Origin of the sequence: Marinactinospora rubrisoli, from assembly GCF_042664915.1 — a bacterium.
In the GTDB taxonomy this organism is placed as follows: Bacteria; Actinomycetota; Actinomycetes; order Streptosporangiales; family Streptosporangiaceae; genus Marinitenerispora; species Marinitenerispora rubrisoli.
This window is the reverse complement of the sequence record NZ_JBHTBH010000006.1, coordinates 49,632-71,843: the sequence shown is the minus strand read 5'-3', so window position 1 is coordinate 71,843 and position 22,212 is coordinate 49,632. Positions and strand designations below refer to the sequence as shown.

The window sequence follows — 22,212 nt, the reverse complement described above, 5'->3', positions numbered from 1 at the left end:
CCGGCACGCTGGCGATATGACGCCCGAGCACGGTCCGACCGCTGACGTGGTGGCCGACGTGGTCCGGTCCGCCCTGGGAGAGAACACCATCCCGCCCGTCCGGCCCATCGGGGAGGGCGGGGAGCACTCCTCCTGGCGGATCGGAACCCGGCACGTCGCGCGCTTCGCCCTCGACAGGGACGCCTCCGCACGCCAGCGGCGGGAGATCGCGCTGCGGGACCTCGTCCGCCCGCACGTCGGCATCCCCCTCCCGCGGAGCGTCGCCGTGGGGGAGTGGGCGCCCGGGCGCACCTTCACCGTCGACGCCGCGATACCGGGCGCCTCTGGCGAGGACCAAAGTGTCAGCACGGCGGGCGAGGCGGACCTCGCGCGGCTGCTGGCCGGCCTCCGCTCGGTCCCCGTGCACGCGGCGGCCGCCGTCGGCGTACCGGCGGCGGAACCCCCGGACGTCGCCGCCCTGAGCCGACGGGCGGGCACGGCCGCGGATTGGCTCGCCGCGCACGGCCGGTTCGACGTCGGCCTGCTGCCACGACTCGTCCCACCCGCCCTCGCGGCGAACGGGCCGGCGGCCCGCGTCCTCGTGCACAACGACCTCAAGGGCGAACACCTCCGGGTGACCGGAGACGGCAGGGTCTGCGGCGTACTGGACTGGACGGACGCGGAACTCGGCGATCCGGCCGCCGACGTGGCGGGCCTGGCAATCTCGGTGGGCGCGGCGGCGGCCGTTCGCGTGGCCTCGGCGGCCGGATACGACTCCGCCGTGTGCGTCAGGGGGGTCCACCTCGCCCGCTGCGGCACCGTGCTGCTGCTGGCCGACCGGCTCCAGGGGAGGGACGACAGCCCGCTGGCGCTGCTCCGGACCCAGCTGGAGCGCGCGTGGGAGGTGCGAGGTGCGGACGCGCGGGCCCTCGGCGCCGGTGGGTGACCCGGTGCCGCAGGCCGTCCCACGACAGGAAACGCTGCCGTTCCCGCTACTGCCGCCCGCGAAGCCGGTGGCGGAATGTCAGAAGATGGCGACGCTATGTAAGGGACGGAATCTCGACGGGAGCAGGTGCCGACGCAAGCGGCGGTTCCCTCCCTGCCACAGCCACACCACCAAGGCCCTGACCGCGCGTGCGCTGCAGCAGCGGTTGCGGCTGCGGCGCTCCCTGGGAACGGCTGCGGGCAGACGCGGCTGGGTGCGCGTGCCGCCGGATCGGCGCGGCACCCCGCCGCTGTGGACGGCCGTACCGAAGACCGACGTGCGCACCGTCCACGAGGTGTGGGCCGGCGAAGGCCGTGCCGCCATCGCCAGGGGCATGGGCCGGGTGCTCGACCGGCAGGGGTGGGAGTTCCTGGTCTCCGACGGCGATTCGGCCGACTGCGTGGTGTTCGACGTCCTCGCCGAGCTGTGCGACGCGGTGCGCCCCGAGGCGGCGGAGCCGGTACTGAAGGACATGGCGACCGGCCTGTCCGTCCGCGTGCGCGTCGGCCGACGGGCCTTGGCCGTGTTCGCCCAGCTGGCCCGTCATCGGCGTGATCTCCTGACATCGCTGTTCGCTCCCGCCGGACTGCTGCCGGCCGACCAGCTCCGCGTGCTCTCCGTGGGGCTGCGGCTGCTCGGCGTCCAGATCTGCGCCATGCGCGGGCGACTGGACGTCTGCCCCTGCCTGGAGTCCCTGGTCCGCCAGGAGGGTGCCGACCGCGTCCCGCAGCTGCTGCGGCACGCGGCGGACGACTGGCCGCCGCTCCCCGGCAACCGGTGAGGGCGAGCCGGGACCTACTCCAACGCCGGGCGGGGGTACACCCCGCCCGCGTCCACCAGTTCCGCGAGCCAGGAACGGAGGTCGCCGGTGTGCAGGTGGAACGGCCGGCCCGAGGTACGCATGGTCGACGCACAGTGGTACACGCTGGGCTCCCGGTCGCCGGAGACGCTGAACGCGAAGTCGTGTTCGTAACCGTCCACGAGCCGGCCGTCGCGGATGTCGTGGTGGACGCACTACGCGAACACCAGGCGTCCGTCGCCGTCCACGACAGGGCCGTCCATCTCGGCGAAGTCCGACGACGCCTCCGGGAAGCCGAAGACGTCCACGAGCCGGGCCGCCTCGGTGTCTTCGATCGAGGCACCCGCGTACCGCTCCAGGAACTCCACATGGCCGCGGTCCGCCCGCAGCGCCGGGTGCTCGGCGAGAAAGCCCGCGAGCCGCGGCCGCAGCCGTGGATCCGGGTGCTCGGGACGGCCGGAGCCGCTGCCCACGGCGGAGCCCCGAATCAGTCGCAGCCGCGCCACGAGGTCGTCGATTCCGCACTCCACGGCATCGCCGCCGTGCGCGCCGCAGCCGTCCGGGCTATCCGGGCCGCCCGCGCGTCAGCGCCCATGCCCATGCCCGTGGCCGTGGCCATGTGCCGGGTCGTCCGGGTGGTGGTGCGGGGTCTGGGGCGCGCCCACCCGGTCCTCGAAACCCGGCAGGGCGATCCGGTAGACGCAGGTGTCGCAGTTCATCCGGATGTCGCCGAGCACCGCCTCGTCGTACCGCTCGGTGATCACATCGGCGAGGCCGTCGCAGTCGTCGATCACCGGGGCGCACCGGACATCGAGTTCGGGGTGCGCCGCGGCGTACTCCAGCGACTGGTCGACCACCCGGTCGGGCAGGACGCCCGCGAACAGGAAGTACGGCAGCACCACCACGCGGCGCGCGCCCAGGCGGCGGATCCGCTCCAGGCCCTCCGGAACGCCCGGCCACGCCAGCGAGATGAAGGCCGGCTCCACGAACGCGACGCCGCGCCCGCGGGCGTGCCCCTCCTGGAGCAGCCGGGCCACCTTCACCACCTCGGCGTTGGCGTCGGGGTCGGTGGAGCCGCGCCCCACGAGGAGGACGGCGGTGTCCGGCTGCTCGGCGGCCGGCGCGTCCAGCACCTCGTCCAGGCGCTCGGCGAGCAGCCGCAGCACGGTGGGGTGCGGGCCGAGCGGGCGGCCGTAGACGTAGCCGAACCCCGGGCGCCGCTCCTTCTCCCGCGCCAGCGCACCGGGGATGTCGCCCTTGGCGTGCCCCGCGGCCACCAGCATCATGGGGACCGCCACCACCCGGCGGTGGCCCAGCTGGTACAGCTCGCCGACGGACTCCGTGAGGGGCGGCGGCGAGAGCTCGATGAAGCCGCCGGCCACGTCACGGTCGGTGAGCCGTCGGCGGAGGCGGTCCACGAACGCGGTGAATCCGGCGACCCCCTTCTCGTCACGCGTGCCGTGTCCGACCAGGAGCAGGGGCGGCTTCATAGGCGTCCTTTCACGGGGCTGGGGGGCGGCCGTGACCGGCCGGAGGGCGGTCAGCGCGCGGCCGGGCGATCCGGCGGTTCCGCCGGGACGGGCTCGTACAGCAGGGCGTTGACCGCCGCGGCGGCGACGGCGGACCCGCCCTTCTCGGACACGTTGCTGATCTGCGGGAGGCCGCTGGCGCGCAGCGCGGCCTTGGACTCGGCGGCGCCGACGAAGCCGACGGGCAGGCCGACCACCAGCACCGGGTCCACGCCGAGCGCGATGATCTCCGCCAACGCCGTCGGCGCGCACCCCACGACCCACACCGCGCCGGGGCCCACGTCGGCGAACGCCAGCCGGACGGCCGCGGCCGAGCGGGTGATGCCGGTGCGTTCCGCCAGCCGGGCCGCCTCCGGGTCGTCGATACGGCAGTGCGGCCGCCGGGCGGTGATCCCGGCCGCGACCATGGCGACGTCGGTGACGACGGGCGCGCCGTCGGCCAGTGCGCGGGCGGCGCTCTGGGCCGCCGGTTCGTCGATGACCAGATCGGCGGCGTACCCGAGGTCGGCGCTGGCGTGGACGACGCGTTCGGTGACGGCCCGGCTGTACGGGGGCAGCCCGGAGAGGTCGATCCGGGAACGCAGGATGCGGTAGGACTCCGCCTCGATCGCGTGGACCCGCCGGCTCATGCGGCGTGGCCTCTTCCGTTCCGCAGCCGCTCGGGCTGGACCCCGCTCCGCAGCCGCTCGGCCCTTTTCCCGCTCCGCAGCCGCTCGGGCTGGACCTCCACGACGGCGTCGGCCGGGCAGACCTCCACGCACTCCAGGCAGCCGGTGCAGCGGTCGGCGAGGATCACGAGCGGCCGACCGTGCGGCCGGATGGCCCGTTCGGGACAGGTCAGCAGGCAGGCGCCGCATGCCGTGCAGGCCGTGGTGACGGCGACCGGCGCCACCCTCCAGCGGGTGTCGGACACGTTCCGTGACCTCCTTCGGCCGGAGCTTCGCCGCCACGGCCCCGCCCCGAGGCCGGAACCAGCGTACCGGCGGGCGATCCGTGGCCCAGCGCCGGGTCTGGGGACCCCGGTTCGGCCCTTCGAAAGCGCGGCCGAACGTCGTGCCGTTGTCACAAATTGTGACGCCTATGGCGCAAGGTGTAACCGGAAGACCATTCGCAACGGACACCACCGGCGCGGCCGGTGGTCCACATCGGAAAGGCCGGGATGATCGAAGAACCTGCGCACCCACCGGCGAAAGGCACGAAGCGGCGATCCGCCCTGATGGGCGTCCTCGGCACCGGGGTACTCCTCGCCGCGTTGATCCCGGCGGCGGACGCCGCGGCGGCGCCGGCGATCATCGGCGGCTCGGAGGCCGCCGACGAGTACCCGTTCATGGTGAGCCTGCAGGCCGACCGGGGCACGCACTACTGCGGGGGAACGCTGATCGACCCGGAATGGGTGGTGACCGCGGCCCACTGCGTGACGCACGGGAAGCGGTCCACCGTGCGCGTCGGCAGCAGCGACCGCACGACCGGGGGGACCGAGCGGAACGTCGTCCGGATCGTCGTGCATCCCGACTATAGCCCGCCCCCCTTCTGGGCGGCTGACATCGCACTGGTGCGGCTGGACCGGCCGGTGGCCGAGCAGCCGGTCGAGATCGCCCGCAAGGCCGGCGAACCGGGCACGTCCGTGCGCATGCTGGGGTGGGGGATGGCCTGCGAGTCCGGCGACGAATGCCTCTCGCTGCCGACACGGCTACAGGAACTGGACTCCAAGATCGTCGCCGGTGACCGGTGCGGCGGCTTCGATGACGCGACCGAGATCTGCGTCGATCACCCGAGGGAGTACGTGCAGGCCTGCAGGTTCGACTCCGGCGGACCGCTGCTCAAGGGCGGCCCCGGACGATGGCGGCTGGTCGGAGCGACCAGCCGCGACGGGGACACCGATCCGCGCTGCGCCTCCGGTCCCGCGGTCTGGACCGACGTCACGGTCTACACCGACTGGATCGAGCGGACGATCGCGGGCTGATCGGCGGCCCGCGCCGACGGTTTCGCCGCGTCGGTCGCCGTGGCCGTTTCCATGGCGCGGCATCATCGAGCGGGGACGGTGAGCGCCGCGCGGGCCTGGCGTCCGCGCGGCGTCCGTGTTAGTGTCCGCGCAGGTCAGGGCCATGTCGGAGTGGTCGCGAACGAACGGAACCCCCTGTGTCGCGGCCATCTCGCTCCCCCCTCCGTGGCCGCGTAAGCGGACGTCGGCACCGCCGAATTCGCACGGAGACCACCCCACCGGCATGGAGTCTCCTGGCCGGAGAGGTCAGAAGATGAACGACACACCGAAACGGCAGCGCAGCCTGGCCCGGGCCTCCGCCCTCACGGCCGCGCTCGGCGCCGGCGTCCTCCTCACCGCAATGGCCCCCGCCGCCCACGCCGACGGGCGGCTGCACATCGTCGGCGGACAGGACGCCGCCGACTCCTACCCCTTCATGGTGAGCCTGCAGAACGGCCAGGGCGAGCACGGCTGCGGCGGAGCGCTCATCGACCCGGAATGGGTGGTGACCGCGGGGCACTGCGCGGCGATGAAGGCGCCCCAGGAGATCGACGTCCGTGTGGGCAGCAACGACCGCACCACCGGCGGGACCGTCACGGGACTCTCCGACATCGTGGTTCATCCCGAGTTCCGCTACGGCTACTCGTGGGCGGCCGACATCGCGCTGCTCAAGCTGGACCAGCCGGTCGCCCAAGAGCCGATCGAGATCGCCCCGGAGGCGGGCGAAACGGGCACGCCCGTGCGCATGCTCGGCTGGGGGATGACCTGCGACGACGGCAACGAGTGCCCGACGCCGCCGGTGACGCTCCAGGAGCTCGACGCGGAGCTGGTGGCCCCCGAGCGTTGCGTCGACGCCGACGGGTCCAGCGAACTGTGCGTCGAGCATCCCACCGAGCAGGCGCAGGCATGCTCCGGCGACTCCGGCGGTCCACTCGTCCAGGGCGGCCCCGGACGGTGGCAGCTCATCGGGGCGACCAGCCGCGACGGTGACGGCGACGACGTGTGCTCCACGGGCCCCGGGGTCTGGACGGACGTCACCGTCTACAGCGATTGGATCGAGCGGACGATCGCGGGCTGACCACGGCCGCCCGCCGTTCCGTTGCCGGCCGTCGTGGCCGAGGTCGCGGCGGCCGGCAACGCAGGGCGGGGGCGGTGCTCCGCATGGACGCCGTGCCGGGGGTGTCGACGTCCGTCTCCCCGGCACGGTGATCCGCCGCTCCTCGGCACCGGGAACGCGGCGAAACCCGCTACTCCCGCCACCGGTACCCGCGCGGGGTGACGAACCGGCCCGCCACCGCCCGGCTGGTGGAACCGCCGACGAGGACCACCGTGAACATGTCCACCGCGGCCGTCTCACCGGCCCGCATCGCCGCGAGCGTGGTCAGCACGGTGCGTTCGCCCTCCCGCGAGGCGTTGCGGACGTAGCCCACCGGGGTCTCGGGCGGCCGGTGCTCGGCCAGGATGTCCAGCGCGCGCGTGAGCTGCCAGTCGCGGTTGCGGCTGCGCGGGTTGTACAGGCACACCGTGAAGTCGCCGTTCGCGACCGCCCGGATCCGGCGCTCGATCACCTCCCACGGCGTGTGCAGGTCGGACAGCGAGACGTAGGCGTGATCGTGACCGAGCGGCGCGCCGAGCAGGCCGGCGGCGGCGACCGCCGCCGTGATGCCGGGCACGCCGACCACGTCGATGTCGGGGCCGGCCAGGTCGAGCGCCGGACTGGCCATGGCGTACACCCCGGCGTCACCGGAGCCCACCAGCGCCACCGCGGCCCCCGCGCGGGCCTCGCGCACGGCGGTACCGGCCCGTTCCTCCTCCCGGCCGAGGCCGCTGGCCAGCACCCGGGTGCCGGGGCGCAGCAGGTCGCGGATCTGCGCCACGTACTGGTCCAGGCCCACCACGACCGAGGCCCGCCGCAGTTCGTCCACCGCCCGCGGCGGGAGGAGGTCCCGCGCGCCCGGGCCGAGTCCGACCACGGCGAGCCGGCCGCGCGGGTGCAGCCGGGCCACGGCCACCGTGGCGTTGGCGGACTTGCGCTTGGGGACGACGAGTTCCGCCGCGCTCCCCAGGTCGGTGGCCGCCCGCAGCGCGGCGGCTTCGGCCACGCTGGGCGTGCCGACCTCCGCGCGCACCACCTCGCTCGGATTCGGCACCGCGACGGCCGCCAGTTCGGCCGCCGGGTAGTCCAGCACCGGCAGACCGCGCGCCTCGGCCGCGGCCAGGATGCCCGGCTCTGCGGACTTCAGGTCGATGGTCGCCACTGCGCGGACCGATCGCGGGGCCAGCCCCGCGTCGGCGAGCGCGGCGTCGACCAGCGTCCCGACCTCCTCGGCCGGTACATCCCGCGCGGAGCCCACGCCGACGACCAGCGACGGCGGGTGGTACACGACCGTGGGGACGCCTCCCCGCGGCGCCGCGATGCGGTCGGTCACCCTGATCACGGCCGCGGGGTGCGGGACGTCCGGCCCGACGTTCTCCGGCAGCGGCGGCAGCGGCCACCCGGCGGCCCCCTCCAGCCGGACCGGATCGCCGGAGAGCACGGCCGCGCCCACGGAGGCGAGCGGTGCCGGGTCGGCGACGGTGAGACCGAGGTCGGCGCCGTAGGAGTCGAGGGGCGTGGCGGCCACGGTGTCGCTGGCGGTGGTGACCACGGGCGTGCAGCCGAGCACCGCGGCGACCCGGTGGGCGAGGTCGTTACCGCCATGGTGGCCGCCGAGCACCGCGACGGCGAAGCGCAGCGACTCGTCGACGCAGACGACCGGCGGATCCGTGTGCTTTCCGGCGAGCAGGGGCGCCAGCACCCGCACGGTCGCCCCGACGGCCAGGAAGCTCACCACGGCGGAGTGCCGGGTGAACGCGGCGCGCAGCGCGTCGGCGGGCCGCTCGCCGGAGACGGCCTCGGCCTCGTCCGGCCAGGCGGCCACCAGCCGTCGCGCGGCCGCCCGGCCGCTCGCCGTGACCGCGATGACGCCGATCCCGCCCATGCCCGCCCTTCGGTCGCCGATGCGCCACGGCCGGCCGTCGGCGCGGCGCCGAGTCTAACGAGGGCGGACGGTTCCGGCCCGCGACGGGGTGCATGGCCGGTGACCGCTCCGGGACGGCTGGGCCGGGGCGAGAGCATGGGTGAATTGCCCCGGATGTCGTCTATGGGGAAAATCAGCGCATGCCTAGTGAACCGGCCGTGAACGGGGTCCTTCCCGCTGGGAACCGGCCCGCGGAGCCGTTCGTCCTGAAGTCCGACCCCGGTAAGAGATGGCCCATCCTGATCGCCCCGACCCTGGCCGCCGTTCTGGTCACGGCCGGGTCGGCCGCCAAGGCGCCCGCGCTGCTGGTGTTCGGCGCTCCCGTCCTCGCGGTGCTGCTGGCGCTGGCCTGGGCCAACCTGTACATGTCCCGCACCGTCGTCACGGCGGACGAGATCATCATGATCGGTTCCTGCTACCGCCTCCGCCGGTCGTGGCGGGGAGCCACGAGGGTCGTGCGCGCGACCGTCGTCGCGCCGCGGGGCCCGAACCCTGACACGGTGTTCGTGCTCGACGAGCGCGGCCAGGTCCTCGCCCGGTTCTACGGCCACTTCTACACCCGCGAGGACATCGACCGGCTGGTCGGGCACCTGCGGCTCCCCGTGAGCGGTCCCGGAGCCCCGGTGACCGCCAGGCAACTGGATCAGATGTATCCCGGGATCGTGCCCTGGTACGAACGGCAGCCGCTTTTCCTCGCCGGGCTGCTGGTCGGCGTCATCGCCGTGATCGTCGTTGTCGTGGGAGTGGGAGGGGCGATCGGCGGATTGTGGTGATCCGGCTGCTCGCGGCGGTCCGCCCCGCCGTGTCCGCGATGCCGGGACCGACGTGGCGGAAGGGTCGCTAGGCGCCGTACCTCGGGAGATCGGAGGTGTCGATCTCGATGCCCTTGAGCGGTCCGGACAGTTCCAGGATCTCCCCGAACTCGATGTCCTGGTGGGCGCGGTAGGCGTTCTTCGCGGGGTCCCAGTGCAGTCGCACCGTTCCCTTGCGCGGGTCGATGAGCAGGTAGAGGGGGATGCCCCAGGACGCGTACTCCTCCGATTCGATGACCGTGTCGTTGAGGGCGTTGTTCGGCGAGACGACCTCCATGACGAGGTCGACGGCATCGGCGGAGAGGAGCCAGCCTTCCTCTTCCTCCACCGAAGCGGGGACCACCGCCAAGTCGGGAGCCATGTAGTCGTCGCCGTTGAAGGGTGAGGCGATGGAGACGACCTGTAGCGCCACGCTGTCCCCAGAGAGTTGGGGGGCCACCTGGTCATAGATTCGGCGAACGATCGCCCCGAGCTTGACCGATGGCGTCGGCGAGATAGTGATCGTCCCCCTGACGATCTCAGTGCGAAAACCCTTGGGGACGTCGAGATGGGCGGCAAGTTCCCGCAATCCGGTCCGGAGCTCCTCGGACCGCACGTGGACGGGCCGTTCGTGCACGGCGGCGTTCATCGACGCTCCTCCCTGTCGAATCGTCATCCTAGAGACCTCCCAGGTCAGGCGTCGGGTCGTTCCGTGATTCTCCCTCCACGATCTTCGGTCGCCGGACGGTATGACCGCGAGCGTCCACGACGCACCGTCCGCTGTGCCCCGCGATCGGCCGGTCAGCGACGATCTCCGGTGTCTCGCGGTGAAACGTATAGTTCCTGCTGTTTGTCGCATTCATCTGACTGGGGGAGCACCTGGTGGCACCGGAGCCGGACGTCGACCTGCGGCACCACGGGGACGCCGAGGTCGTCCCCGGGCTGCTGGACTTCGCGGTCAACGTCCGCACCGGCACGCCGCCACCGTGGCTCGCCGAACGGATCGCCGCCAGCGTCGGCGACCTCGCCGCCTACCCCGACCCCGGGCCGGCGCGCGCCGCCGTGGCGCAGCGGCACCGGCGCGACCCCGGCGAGGTGCTGCTCACCGCCGGTGCCGCCGAGGCGTTCGTGCTGCTCGCCCGCGTGCTGCGGCCCCGCCGGGCGGTCGTGGTGCATCCGCAGTTCACCGAGCCCGAGGCGGCGCTGCGGGCCGCCGGGCACCCGGTGGAACGTCTGGTGCTGCCGCCGGACTTCGTGCTCGACCCCGCCGCCGTCCCCGCCGACGCCGACCTCGTGATGGTCGGCAACCCGACCAACCCCACCTCGGTGCTGCACCCGGCGGCGACCCTCGCCGCACTGGCCCGGCCCGGCCGGACGCTCGTCGTGGACGAGGCGTTCGCCGATTGCGTCCCCGGCGAGCCCGAATCCCTGAGCGCCCGCGCCGACCTTCCCGGGCTCGTGGTGATCCGCAGCCTCACCAAGACATGGGGGCTGGCCGGACTGCGCGCCGGTTATCTGCTGGCCGCCCCCGACGCCGTGCGCGCCCTCGCCGATGCGCAGCCCCTCTGGTCGGTGTCCACTCCGGCTCTGGTGGCGGCCCGGGAGTGTTCGACGCCACACGCCGTGGCGGAGGCGGACGCCTGGGCCCGCCGACTCGCCGCCGACCGGGCCGGCTTCGCCGCCGCGCTGAGCGGCCTCGGCCTGCGGGTCACCCCGGAGGCGGCGGCGTCCTTCCTCCTGGTGCGGTTCCCCGGCGCGCACCGCCTGCGCGCTGACCTGCGGGATCGCGGCATCGCCGTGCGCCGGGGCGACACCTTTCCCGGGCTGGGAACCGACTGGCTGCGGATCGCGGTCCGAGACTCCGAGACCAACTCCCGGATGACGCGAACTCTGGCAGAGTTGCTCTGAGTCATGGTGAGGAGATCGGCCGTCGCCCGGCCCGAGCGGGGGAACCGCCCCGGCGGCGCGGGTGAACGGCCACGACCACGAGGGAGAGACGTGCCGGGACCTGCCCGAACGCAGCGACGCGTGACCGCGCCCGTGGCTCCCGTCGCGATCCGACCGGACGTCCGTGTGCCGCCCGCCGGCACACGGCCCCGACGCACCCGCCGACCACGCTCCGCAGCACCGGAGGTTCGCCATGGCCGCTGACGACGCCACCTCAGACACCGACCGCACCGACGACTCCGGCCGCTGGGCCGCCGTGCGCCGCGACCCACCGGCCGCACCGTCTCTCGGAGGCGGCCTCCTGGACGACCTTCCCGAGCAGGGACGCGGTGCCGGGTCGCTCGTCCCGCCGGCGGAACCGGCGCGCCGCAATCCGTTCCACGCGGCGCCGACGCGGCCCATCCGCGGCCGGGCCGGAAGCGGCGACATGCTCGCCGATCCCCCGGCCGGGAGCCCGCCCCCGCCGCTGCGGACGGAGGCGGTGCGGCCGGAGCCCGCCGACACCGATCCCACCGAAGCGGAACCCGCCGCCGACCCCGGGCCGGCCCCGGCGAGACCGGCCGCCCCGCTGACGCGCCGCGAGACGGACGGCACCGGCACCACAACGGAGGAGACGGACCCGGCCGACACGGACACCGTCGCCGAGCCCAACGTGATCCCGTTCCGCGGGGCCGGGCAGGACCGCGGCGCAGGCCTGGCGGCGGCGAGACGCCCGCCCGAACCGGGCGCCGCCGCGCCGCAGCGCAGAGACAAGGGGGCCCCGGCCCCCACCACAGTCCGACCGCCAGACCCCGAGCCACAGGGCGATTCCTCGAACGTGAACGCACACGCCGCCGCTCCGCTTCCCGAGCATGACGACCTCGCCGCGACTCCGTCCGCCGATGAGGCGGCCCCCGCCCCGGCCGCGGACCTGCCGCGTGCCGACCGGCACGCCTACTCCGAACCGGCCCGTGCCGCCGTCTACCGGGCGATCCAGGACCGCCGCGACGTCAGAGTCGGGTTCCGCTCCGATCCGGTACCGGATGAGGTGCTGACCCGGGTGCTGTCCGCCGCCCACCAGGCACCCTCGGTGGGCTTCTCGCAGCCGTGGGACTTCGTCGTCATCCACGACGAGGGGCTGCGCGGCCGCGTCCAGCAGCTGGTCCAGCGCGAACGCGAGGAGTACGGGCGCGCACTGCCGGGCGCGCGGGCCCGCGCGTTCTCCGGCCTGAAGGTCGAGGCGATCCTCGACACCCCGGTCAACATCGTCGTCACCGTCGACCCCACCCGCGGCGGGCGGCACACGCTCGGCCGGCACGCCCAGCCGCAGACCGCCGGCTACTCGACCGCGCTCGCGGTGGAGAACTTCTGGCTGGCGGCCCGCGCCGAAGGGCTGGGGGTGGGCTGGGTCAGCTTCTTCGCCGAGCGCGACCTCGCCCGCGCGCTCGACCTGCCGCCGCACCTGGAGGTCGTCGCCTACCTCTGCGTGGGCTATGTCGACGAGTTCCCCACCGAGCCGGAACTCGCGCTCGGCGGGTGGGCCCAGCGGCGCCCGCTGTCGTGGGCGGTGCACCGCGACCAGTACGGCCGCCGCGGCCTGCCCGGTGAGGAGCCGACCAGCCTGCTGGAGGAGACGATCTCGGCGATCAGGCCGCTGAACCAGCGGGCGATCGGCGAGGCCCGGGACCGCCAGTCCCGCATGACCACCCCGCCGGGCGCGCTCGGCGTCCTGGAGGACATCGCCGCACAGCTCGCCGGGCTGGCCGGCGAGGCACCGCCGCCCATCCCGGAGCCGGCGGCCGTCGCCGTCTTCGCCGGCGACCACGGCGTGCACGCCCAGGGCGTCACCCCGTGGCCGCAGGAGGTCACCGGACAGATGGTGCGCAACTTCCTCGCGGGCGGCGCGGTCGTCAACGCCTTCGCCGGCCAGGTGGGCGCGGAGGTCACGGTCGTGGACGTCGGCGTCGTCGACGACCTGCCCACCGTGCCCGGCCTGCTGCCGCGCAAGATCGCGCGCGGCACGGCCGATTTCACCCGGGGTCCCGCCATGACGCCCACCCAGGTGGGGTACGCGGTCGAGGCCGGGATCGAGGTCGCGCGCGACCTCGTCGCGGCCGGGAACCGGTGCCTGGTGACCGGCGACATGGGGATCGGCAACACGACGCCCTCGGCCGCGCTCATCGCCGCGTTCACCGGGCGGGACCCGGCCGAGGTGACCGGCAGGGGCACCGGCGTCGACGACGCCATGCACGAGCACAAGATCGAGGTCGTGCGCCGGGCGCTGCGGGCCAACCCGGTCGACCCGGCCGACCCGCTCGGGGTGCTCGCCGCCGTGGGCGGGCTGGAGCACGCCGCGCTGGCCGGCTTCATTCTCGGCGGTGCGGCGCTCCGGGTGCCGGTGGTGCTGGACGGCGTGATCGCCGGGGCCGCGGCGCTCGCCGCCGCCGCGCTCGCCCCGGAGTCGATGAACGCCTGCGTGGCCGGCCACCGCTCCAGCGAGCCGGGGCACACCGCCGTCCTGGAGCACCTGGATCTGCGCCCGCTCGTGGACCTCGAACTCCGGCTCGGCGAGGGGTCGGGTGCACTGCTCGCGGTGCCGCTGCTCCAGGGCGCGGTGCGCGCACTGCGCGAGGTCGCCACCTTCGACAGCGCGGGCGTGACCGAGCGACGGTGACCGGCGGCCGAAAGAGCGGGGGCGGCGGGCGGCGACCCGCCGCTCCAGCTCCCGTGGCCGCGCCACCCCGAAGCGTGACCAAAGCGTTAGCGCACCGCCCGAGACGTGCCCGCACACCGTCTCCCCCTGGCCGGGCCCGCCCCGGTGGCCGGTCGCGGAGACCGGCATCCGCCACGCCGCCGGGTGTCCGGGCGCGGCCGACCCGTGCTGATGAACGGGCGGTCGGCCCGCATCCCTGCCGACGCGCGCCGGGTGAGCCGGGGCACACGGCCCACGGGTTTGCCGCGTCCCGTAGCCGCACCACCCGTTTCACACGGTATTTTTTGGGGCATTGACGGAACCCGCGCGCTGTTGATCATGTTGCCGCGAATCGGGCAGGGTGCACACGTCCCCTGGGGTACACCACACGGGAGCCGACCCGGCGGGGCAGGCGTGCGGCGGAGCGCCAACGAGCCCTGACGCAGCAGTCACAATCGGGATCGGGAGGGCTGTCTCGGTGACGTATCTTCTTGGGTTGCGCCTTGAGGGACGCGACGTGCTCGTGGTCGGGGGTGGTCGGGTCGCCCAGCGGAGGGTGCCTGTTCTTCTCGACGCCGGCGCCCGCGTCACCCTGGTGGCACCCGAGATCACCGCCGCCCTTGAGGACCTCGCCGCCGCCGGCCGCATCACCTGGCAGCGCCGCCCGTACCGCCCGGGCGACGTGCACGACGGCGAACTCGGCGACTTCTGGCTGGTGCACGCCGCCACCGACGCCCCCGACGTCAACGCCACGGTCGCCGCCGAGGCGGAGACGCGGCGGATCTGGTGCGTGCGTGCCGACGACCGGCACGCCTCCACCGCGTGGACCCCGGCCAGCGGGACCGCCGCGGGCGTCACCGTGGGCGTGCTCGCCGACGGGGACCCGCGCCGGGCGGCCGGCCTGCGCGACGCCATCACCGACGGCCTCGCCGACGGCACCCTCGACGCCAGACGCGGCCGGGAGCCGCTGCGCGGTGTGGCCCTGGTCGGCGGCGGTCCCGGCGATCCTGGGCTCATCACCGTGCGCGGACGCCAGCTGCTGTCGCAGGCCGACGTGGTGGTCGTCGACCGGCTCGCACCCGCCGCCCTCCTCGACGAGCTTCCCGGCGACGTCGAGATCGTGGACGCCGCCAAGATCCCCTACGGGCGGTCGATGACCCAGGAGGAGATCAACCGGGTCCTCATCGACCGTGCCCGGGCCGGCCGGTTCGTCGTCCGCCTCAAAGGCGGCGACTCGTTCGTGTTCGGCCGCGGCGCGGAGGAGATCGCGGCGTGCGTCGCCGCGGGCGTGCCGGTCACCGTGGTCCCCGGTGTGACGAGCGCGCTCGCCGGACCGGCGGCCGCCGGCATCCCCGCCACCCACCGCGGGGTGGCGCAGGACGTCCACATCGTCTCGGCGCATGTGGCCCCCGGCGATGAGCGGTCGACCGTCGACTGGGCCGCCCTGGCCCGCTCGCACGGCACCATCGTCGCCCTCATGGGAGTGGAGCGGATCGACCGCATCGCACGCGCCCTCCTCGACGGAGGGCGGGCCCCCGACACACCGGTCGCGGTGGTCCAGGACGCCACACTGCCCACCCAGCGGACCATCACCGCGACCCTGGGGACCGTGCACCAGGCCGCCACCGACGCCGGCGTGCGGCCTCCGGCCGTCGTCGTGATCGGAGAAGTGGTCAACGTGGCGCGCGACCTTGACATACTGCACGGGGGTCGATACGTCGCCTTCCCGGGGCTCCCGACCGCGCAGTCCGCGGCGGCGACGGCCGCGACCACGAGTGATACGGCCTCCAGAGGGAATCGGGTTCCGTGACCGCGAAGACCGACGAGAAGGGCGGTACCGCCATGACTCGGCCGCCTGCTGTGCCAGCCACGACGGAGCAGGCCGGATCCACGCCGGACGACACCCCCGAGGCCCCCGCGGTCGCCGCGTCCGCGGTCGAGGCGGCGCCGGTGTCACGGAAGCCGCCGGCACCCCCGCGAGCGGGTGTGCCCGACGCGCCACCGGCCGCACCCCGCCCCGTGGGCGCCCGCAGCCGGGCCAAGCACCGCGGTCCCGTCGCGAGCGACGCCCAGCTGGAGCGTCAGCTGGAGGAGCTGCGCACCCGGGTCAGGAGCATCGAGTTCGCCCCCGGCCTTCCCGGTGCCACGGAGGGCGAGACCGCGCGCGCGGACGTGCTGGACCAGCTCAACGACTACCTGCTGCCCCGGGTGCGCAACGCCGACACGCCGCTGCTCATCGCCGTGGCCGGGTCCACGGGGGCCGGCAAGTCCACGCTGGTCAACAGCCTCGTCGGCGAGCAGGTCACCACCACCGGCGTGCGGCGCCCGACCACGAACAGCCCGGTGCTGGCCTGCAACCCCGCCGACGTGCACTGGTTCAGCGAGGCCGCGTTCCTGCCCAGCCTGCCCCGGGTCCGCCAGCAGGGGCTCGCCATGCCCGGCAAGGACGGGATGCTGGTGCTGGCCGCCAGCGAGTGCATGCCCCAGGGGGTCGCCCTGCTCGACACCCCCGACGTCGACTCCGCGGTCTCGGCGCACCACGAGTTCGCCGCCAAGTTCCTCGACGCCGCCGACCTGTGGGTGTTCGTCACCACCAGCCGGCGGTACGCCGACGCACGGGTCTGGGAGTTCCTCCAGGTGGCCCGGGACCGCGACACCTCCCTCGCCGTCGTGCTCTCCCGGGTACCCCGCCGTGGGCGGGAACAGCTCACCGCCCACTTCGGCGCGATGCTGGCCGCCAACGGCCTCGGCCACGCCGCGCGGTTCACCATCCCCGAGACCGACCAGATCGCCGGGGGCCGGTTCACCGCCAACACCGCCGACCAGATCCGCAACTACCTCGCCGACGTCGCCGGCGACCTCGCCAAGCGCGACCTCGTCTCCCGCCGCACCTTCGTGGGCGTGCTGGATAGCTTCCGCACCCGCGTCCCCGAACTCGCCCGGCAGGTCGAGGTGCAGGCGGAGGCGGCCAGGAGCCTGACCGCCGCCGCCGAGCGCGCCTACTCCGCCGGACTGGCCGAGATCGACGAGGCGACGCGCAACGGTTCCCTGCTGCGCGGCAAGGTGCTCGCCCGCTGGCAGGACGTCGCCGCCAGCGGCGAGCTCGGGCGGTCGCTGCGTGTGCGCGGGCGGCGCAAGGCCAAGCCCGAGGGGATGGGAACCCGGGCACAGGGCCTGGAGAAGGCCATCCGCGATGCGCTGGAGGCGCTGATCGTCTCCACGGCGGAGCGTGCGGTCGAGGACATCGTCGAGCAGTGGGACGAGATCCCCGGCGCGCGGGAACTGGCCGACACACACGGCCTGACCACGCTGCCCGAGGAACTGCCGCGACAGGCGCGGGCCGCCGTCACCGAGTGGCAGCGCCGCGTAGTGCGGCTCATCGCCTCCGACGGGGTCACCAAGCGCTCCGTCGCCAGATTCGTCACCTACGACGAAGAGGCGTTCGGCCTCGTTCTCATCGTGGGGCTGCTAGGGTTCGGAACCTCTGAGGTGACGGTCTCGGGAGGAAGCAGCGCCGCGCCGCAGCGCTTGCTCAAAGGCGTGTTCGGCGCCGAGTCCCTGCGTAACATCGGGGCTACGGCGCGTCAGGACCTCCGTGACCGCATCAGTGGGCTCTTCGAGGATGAGCAGCGGCGATTCGCCGAAGCGCTGGCCGCCGCGCGCGTCCCCGGCGACGATGACGCCGCCCAGCTCCATCAAGCGACGAACAACCTTGAGATTGCGCGATGACGACTCACCGGAACTCCGCTCACTCCGACGACGAAAGGGAGGTGGCGGAGAACCAGGGGGAGACCGTGGAACCCGCCGCGAACGGCCCGGCCGCACCGGCTGACCCGGGCACCGGCGACGCACCCGCTGCCGAGCACACCGGCGGCGACGCGTCCGCCCAGCGTGGCACGGCACCCGCCCAGGCCACGGGAGACACAGACCCATCCGATCCGGCCGGCGCACAGCGGACCGGCGCGGCCGTCCCGGACCCGGCCCGGCCGGACGCCGAGGACGGGGCCGCCGACCGCTCGGCGGAGAACCCGGCGTGGTTCCGGGATCCCGAGACGACCGGCGGCGTCGACGTCGAGTGGTACAGCCGGGTCTACGACCAGGCCGGTGTCGGGTCCCGTACGGCGCCCGGGGAATCCGGCGACCTCCTGGACCCGGCCTCCAACCCCTACCCCAGCCTGCGCCGCGCCGTCGATCGCGCCAGCGAGACCGGCCCGCAGCCGGTGGACCGGCACGGTCCCGGCGAAGCCGGGCGGTCACCCAGCGACCCGCAGCCCGGCGCTCCGGCCGCACCCGACGCCGGATGGCACCGGCCCACCCCGTCCACGAGCAGCGAAGCCGAGGACGGCGCGACGACCGGGGGAGACACCCCCGGTCGCCCCATGGAGACCCCACGGCACCGGCCCACCACGGCGGGAACCGTGTCCGCCGCATGGCCGGAGGCCACCGACACCGGCTGGCTGCGCCCGCTCCCGCCGCCCGAGCCGCCCGTGCCGGACCCGGCGCCCTCGGCCGAACCCGGTGACGGCCGGCCCGCCGCCGGAACCGCCGGGCAGTGGCGCTCCGACGGCTTCGAGACCGACGAGCGCGGCGGGTGGTTCGACCAGCACTCCTCCGGCGGCGCCGCGACCACGCCAGCACGGCGTTCGCCGTGGCCCGCGGCCCCGGACGCCGACCCGGATCACGGCCGGGTAGGGGCGTCGCCTGACCAGCGGTCGTCCGGCGCCGGCGAACCGGTCTCCGGACGGCGACCGCAGCCCACCGGGGAACACGGGGGATCGGACGGCGGGGGCGCCCGGGGCGTGGCCGAGAGCGGTGCCGCCGACGTCCTGGCGGGGCCCGGACGCCGGTCGGCGCCTTCGGCCGGCCCCCGGTCCGGCGGCGCGGACGCGCCCGACGCCGGGTGGCGTTCGGAAGCGGCGGACGCCGGTGCGCACGTCGGTGGTGCGGTCGAGGGCCGTGCCGTGGGCGATCGGGCGGAGGAGGGCCGCCGTTCCGTCGGCCCGTCCGACCCGGGCTCCCCGGACACCGCGGTTGCGGCGCCGGGCCGGCGCCGGGCCGTGCCGGCCGATGACCGGCGTGGCGCCGCGACCGGCGGGCACGCCGCACGCGCCGCCGCGCCGCCGAGTGACCTCGATTCCGCGTCCGGTGACCGTGCCACCGAAGGGACGACGGCGGACGGCCGGGCCGTGTCGCCCCTCTCGGACCCGCCGTCCGCTCCGTGGGCGTCGCGAGCCGACGTGTCCGCCACGGACCGGTCCCGCCCCGATGCGGGCACCGACCGGCACGCCTCCGGCGCGGCGGCCGGGCCGGAGGGCGGCACCGGCAAGGGGCGGGACGCCGGGCGAACCATCGAGTCTCCGGCACCACCGTGGCCCGGTGGCGTCAACGAGCCGAACGCGGGATGGCGGCACCCGGAGTCGGCGGCCACCCAGAGCGGGGCACCCGCCGATACCGCGGGCGGCCGGCCCGGCGGCGACGAAACGGACGCCCCTGCCGGACCCCCGGCGGCGCCGGGGGTGTCCGGTGGCACCGTTCCGGACGCGGGCTGGCGACGGCCGATGGCCGAGGACCGAGGCGCCCCCTCCGGTACCGGAAGCGGCACCGGCGTGCCGGGCGCGGATCGGCACCGGCCGGAGGCGGCCGAGGAGTCGCCGTCCGCTGTCGCCGACGCCGCCGCGGCCGACCGCCGTGCCGATGGCGGCGCCGCGTGGTCGCAGGGGGCCGACGTGCCCGACGCGGGCTGGCGGCGGCCCGAGACGGACGACGAGCGCCGCGCCCCCCGGTCCGGGACGCACGCCGACGAGCTCGGGACGGCGGACCGTGGCGCCGACGCGGCGGCCGAGCCGGCCGGATCGGAGGACGGCGCCGACCGGCCCGCCCTTCCCCGGCGAGGGTCGCACGGCAAGCACGCGGCACCGTCCCGGCGCAGCGCGGCGGCCGTCTCCGGACCGGACGCGCGACCCCGTGGCGATGACGCCGACGGCGGCGACCGGCTCGACCCCGACGACCCGGAGGACCTCGCCGGGTGGGTCGGCAGCCTGGCCGAGGCGGTCGACGACGACAGCATCGCCGGTCGCAGGACAGGGCCGCAGGCCAAATACGTGGCCTACGCCGTCGACGCGCCCATCGCCGAGGAGAACCGGCATCCGGCCGAACCGGCGGCCTCGGCCGACGGCACGGCCGACGACGCCTCCGACCCCGGCGAACGTCCGGCGGCGGCCGGACCGGCGGGCGAGATGGACGCCCCCGCCGCGGCCGAAGCCGCAGCCCGGGACGACGACGCCCAGGACGGCGACGCTTCCGAGCCGTTGGCACGGACCGGCGGCGATGACCCCGTGACGGCGCCCGTGGCCGCCGAGCGCGAAGACGACCAGCCGGCCCGGGAATCCGTCGCCGAACCCGCCGCCTCCGTGCCCCCGCCCCAGACCGCCGCTGAGCCCGGCAGCGGAGACGCGGAGGAGGAACCCGAGCCGGAGTGGGAGCCGAGCCCGGTCTCCGTCGTCGAGGAGGACGACGAGTACCAGCCGGTCACCCGCGAAATGTGGCAGCCCATGCCGGCCACCACCCGCGAGGAGCTCATCGCCCGGCTGGACGGGCTCGCCGCCATGCTCGAAATCGGCGGCGACGACATCGACGCGGACCTCGCGGCGCGCGCCCGGCAACTGCTCGACCACGCGGGGGCGCGGCTGCGGCTGTCCGCCGACCACACCGTCGTCGCGCTCGCCGGTGGAACCGGAAGCGGCAAGTCCTCGCTCTTCAACGCGCTGTGCGGGCTGGAGTTCTCCCGGGTCGGCATCACCCGGCCGACCACCTCCTCCGCGCACGCCTGCGTGTGGGGGAACGAGGGCGCCGACGGCCTGCTCGACTGGCTGGGCGTGCCGCCGCGGTACCGCCGGTCCCGCACCAGCGAACTCGACCGGGGCGACTCCGAGCTCACCGGGCTCATCCTGCTCGACCTTCCGGACCACGACTCGGTCCGGGCCGCGCACACGGTCGAGGCCGACCGCCTGATCGGCACCGTCGACCTGCTCATCTGGGTGCTCGACCCGCAGAAGTACGCCGACGCCGCCGTCCACCACCGCTACCTCGCCGAGATGGCCGGCCACGGCGCGGTGACGGTGGCGGTCCTCAACCAGGTGGACCGGGTGGACGGTGACGAGGTCGAGGAACTGCTCACCGACCTGCGCCGGCTGCTGGAGACCGAGTCCGGGGTCCAGCCGCGCGTGCTCACCACCTCCACCGTCACGGAGGAGGGCATACCGGCGCTGCGCGAACTGCTCCGGGAGACCGTGACCGAGCGGCGGGCGGCGATCGACCGTCTCGTCGCCGACCTGGAGCGGGTCACGAAGGACTTCGAGCCGTACAGCGCCGCCGTGGACGCGCCGACCCGCGTGCCCGACGCGGCGCGGGAGTCGCTGACCACCGAGCTGACCGGCGCGGGCGGCGTCCCCGCGCTCGCCGACGCGGTCGAGACCGCCCACGAGCGCCGGGGCACCCGCATGGTGGGATGGCCGATCACCCGGTGGCTCCGCCGGTTGCGGCGGGACCCGTTGCGGTCGATGCAGCTCGACTTCCTGCACGAGGACCTCACCGACGCGGCGACCGCCCCCGTCGGCGCGCAGCAGGCCGAGATCGACACGGCCGTCGGCGCCGTCGCGGACGAGGTGGCGGCCGGGCTACCGGCCCCCTGGCCCCGACGGGTCCGGGCGGCCGGGCGCGGCGTCGCCGACGAGGTCGCCAACGAACTCGGCGCCGCCATCGCCGGCACGGTGCCGGACCCGAAGGAGACGCCGTCGTGGTGGCGGGTGGTCCGGGTCCTGCACTACCTGCTGGTGGCGATGGGCGTGGCCGGTCTGGCGTGGCTGGGCGTGCTGGTGGCCGGTCAGTTCACGGGCGCGCTGACCGCCGTTCCGGCGCTGAGCGCCCCGGTCTTCATGGGATTCGCGGGAGCGGTGGTCGCCGCCGCGCTTCTGGTCGGCTGGCTGACCGGGGTCGGCTGCCGCAACCTCGTGTCGGTCGCCGCGGCGCGCAAGCGGGAACAGGTCGCGACGCTGGGCCGGGAGCGAGTGGCGGCCGTGGTCGCGGACAAGATCGTGGCGCCCATCGAGGCGGAGCTGACGGAGTACCGCCGCTTCACGTCGGGGCTGCGCGCGGCGCGGGGCGACGAGACGTCCTAGCAGGGACGGGAGATAGGACCTGCGGGCCGCACATAGCGGCGAACGCGAGCCGGGTGAGGGGACGTCCTCCGCCCGGCTCGCGCGGTTCGGGCTCTGGACCCGTTGGACTAAATCCAGTGAAGATTGCGTCCCATGGTTCCTCCAGAATCGGTCGTGAGCGGACAGACTTCCTTCCCGCGTGCGGTGCCCACTGCGGGAGGATTGTCGCCCTGATCCCCCCAGTTTGTCCGTGCGTGTCGTGGATGCGAGTCAGGACCGCACCATAGTCCGATGAGGTCTACGGAGCAGGCCCCCACGACCTGCGAACCTGACCGTCTTGTGGCATCCACTACA

The 22,212-nt window shown here is 74.8% G+C and carries 17 protein-coding genes; 10 read left to right on the top strand and 7 right to left on the bottom strand.

Annotated features, from left to right (window positions below; translation table 11 throughout):
* Nucleotides 1-16 precede the first annotated feature (16 nt).
* The gene (locus ACFQRF_RS13680) at nt 17-925 is read left to right on the top strand and encodes a phosphotransferase family protein (protein WP_379871455.1); all 909 of its coding nucleotides are present in this window, start codon (nt 17-19) and stop codon (nt 923-925) included.
* Between the two features lie 85 nt (nt 926-1,010).
* Nucleotides 1,011-1,745 carry a hypothetical protein gene (locus ACFQRF_RS13675; RefSeq protein WP_379871454.1) on the top strand — a complete coding sequence of 245 codons (735 nt, stop codon included), beginning with the start codon at nt 1,011-1,013 and terminating at the stop codon, nt 1,743-1,745.
* Between the two features lie 14 nt (nt 1,746-1,759).
* Here ACFQRF_RS13675 and ACFQRF_RS13670 read toward each other — a convergent pair whose 3' ends face one another.
* From ACFQRF_RS13670 to ACFQRF_RS13650, 5 genes are read right to left on the bottom strand one after another with little or no spacing between them, the layout of a single operon-like run.
* Nucleotides 1,760-1,945 carry a hypothetical protein gene (locus ACFQRF_RS13670; protein ID WP_379871453.1) on the bottom strand — a complete coding sequence of 62 codons (186 nt, stop codon included), beginning with the start codon at nt 1,943-1,945 and terminating at the stop codon, nt 1,760-1,762.
* Nucleotides 1,946-1,978: 33 nt separating this feature from the next.
* Entirely contained in the window at nt 1,979-2,293 is a 315-nt protein-coding gene (locus tag ACFQRF_RS13665) for a hypothetical protein (RefSeq protein WP_379871452.1), read from the bottom strand.
* Between the two features lie 54 nt (nt 2,294-2,347).
* Nucleotides 2,348-3,253 carry a sirohydrochlorin chelatase gene (locus tag ACFQRF_RS13660; protein WP_379871451.1) on the bottom strand — a complete coding sequence of 302 codons (906 nt, stop codon included), beginning with the start codon at nt 3,251-3,253 and terminating at the stop codon, nt 2,348-2,350.
* A gap of 50 nt (nt 3,254-3,303) precedes the next feature.
* Nucleotides 3,304-3,921: a precorrin-8X methylmutase gene (locus ACFQRF_RS13655; protein WP_379871450.1), complete on the bottom strand. Its 618-nt coding sequence runs from the start codon at nt 3,919-3,921 to the stop codon at nt 3,304-3,306.
* The gene (locus tag ACFQRF_RS13650; RefSeq protein WP_379871449.1) at nt 3,918-4,205 is read right to left on the bottom strand and encodes a 4Fe-4S dicluster domain-containing protein; all 288 of its coding nucleotides are present in this window, start codon (nt 4,203-4,205) and stop codon (nt 3,918-3,920) included. Before ACFQRF_RS13650 ends, ACFQRF_RS13655 begins: the two co-directional genes overlap by 4 nt.
* 246 nt (nt 4,206-4,451) lie before the next feature.
* On the opposite strand from ACFQRF_RS13650, the gene ACFQRF_RS13645 reads away from it, so the two are divergent.
* On the top strand, nt 4,452-5,255 hold the full coding sequence (locus ACFQRF_RS13645) for a S1 family peptidase (protein WP_379871448.1): 804 nt from the start codon (nt 4,452-4,454) through the stop codon (nt 5,253-5,255).
* A gap of 292 nt (nt 5,256-5,547) precedes the next feature.
* Nucleotides 5,548-6,351 carry a S1 family peptidase gene (locus ACFQRF_RS13640; protein WP_379871447.1) on the top strand — a complete coding sequence of 268 codons (804 nt, stop codon included), beginning with the start codon at nt 5,548-5,550 and terminating at the stop codon, nt 6,349-6,351.
* Between the two features lie 169 nt (nt 6,352-6,520).
* Here ACFQRF_RS13640 and cobJ read toward each other — a convergent pair whose 3' ends face one another.
* Complete coding sequence (gene cobJ, locus ACFQRF_RS13635) at nt 6,521-8,254, bottom strand: precorrin-3B C(17)-methyltransferase (protein WP_379871446.1); 1,734 nt, start codon at nt 8,252-8,254, stop codon at nt 6,521-6,523.
* A gap of 179 nt (nt 8,255-8,433) precedes the next feature.
* On the opposite strand from cobJ, the gene ACFQRF_RS13630 reads away from it, so the two are divergent.
* Nucleotides 8,434-9,066 carry a hypothetical protein gene (locus ACFQRF_RS13630; RefSeq protein WP_379871445.1) on the top strand — a complete coding sequence of 211 codons (633 nt, stop codon included), beginning with the start codon at nt 8,434-8,436 and terminating at the stop codon, nt 9,064-9,066.
* A 67-nt stretch (nt 9,067-9,133) separates the two neighbouring features.
* Here ACFQRF_RS13630 and ACFQRF_RS13625 read toward each other — a convergent pair whose 3' ends face one another.
* Nucleotides 9,134-9,760, bottom strand: a complete 627-nt coding sequence (locus tag ACFQRF_RS13625) for a Uma2 family endonuclease (RefSeq protein WP_379871444.1) — start codon at nt 9,758-9,760, stop codon at nt 9,134-9,136.
* A 191-nt stretch (nt 9,761-9,951) separates the two neighbouring features.
* On the opposite strand from ACFQRF_RS13625, the gene cobC reads away from it, so the two are divergent.
* The 5 genes from cobC to ACFQRF_RS13600 all read left to right on the top strand — a co-directional run bounded on the left by cobC (nt 9,952) and on the right by ACFQRF_RS13600 (nt 21,879).
* Nucleotides 9,952-10,992 carry an Rv2231c family pyridoxal phosphate-dependent protein CobC gene (gene cobC, locus ACFQRF_RS13620; RefSeq protein WP_379871750.1) on the top strand — a complete coding sequence of 347 codons (1,041 nt, stop codon included), beginning with the start codon at nt 9,952-9,954 and terminating at the stop codon, nt 10,990-10,992.
* A gap of 232 nt (nt 10,993-11,224) precedes the next feature.
* Nucleotides 11,225-13,684 carry a nicotinate-nucleotide--dimethylbenzimidazole phosphoribosyltransferase gene (gene cobT / locus ACFQRF_RS13615; RefSeq protein WP_379871443.1) on the top strand — a complete coding sequence of 820 codons (2,460 nt, stop codon included), beginning with the start codon at nt 11,225-11,227 and terminating at the stop codon, nt 13,682-13,684.
* Between the two features lie 496 nt (nt 13,685-14,180).
* Complete coding sequence (cobA, locus tag ACFQRF_RS13610; protein WP_379871442.1) at nt 14,181-15,512, top strand: uroporphyrinogen-III C-methyltransferase; 1,332 nt, start codon at nt 14,181-14,183, stop codon at nt 15,510-15,512.
* A 32-nt stretch (nt 15,513-15,544) separates the two neighbouring features.
* Nucleotides 15,545-17,431, top strand: coding sequence for a GTPase (locus tag ACFQRF_RS13605; RefSeq protein WP_379871749.1), 1,887 nt, complete (start codon nt 15,545-15,547; stop codon nt 17,429-17,431).
* Entirely contained in the window at nt 17,428-21,879 is a 4,452-nt protein-coding gene (locus tag ACFQRF_RS13600; RefSeq protein ID WP_379871441.1) for a GTPase, read from the top strand. The genes ACFQRF_RS13605 and ACFQRF_RS13600 overlap by 4 nt, the downstream gene beginning before the upstream one ends.
* Nucleotides 21,880-22,212 lie beyond the last annotated feature (333 nt).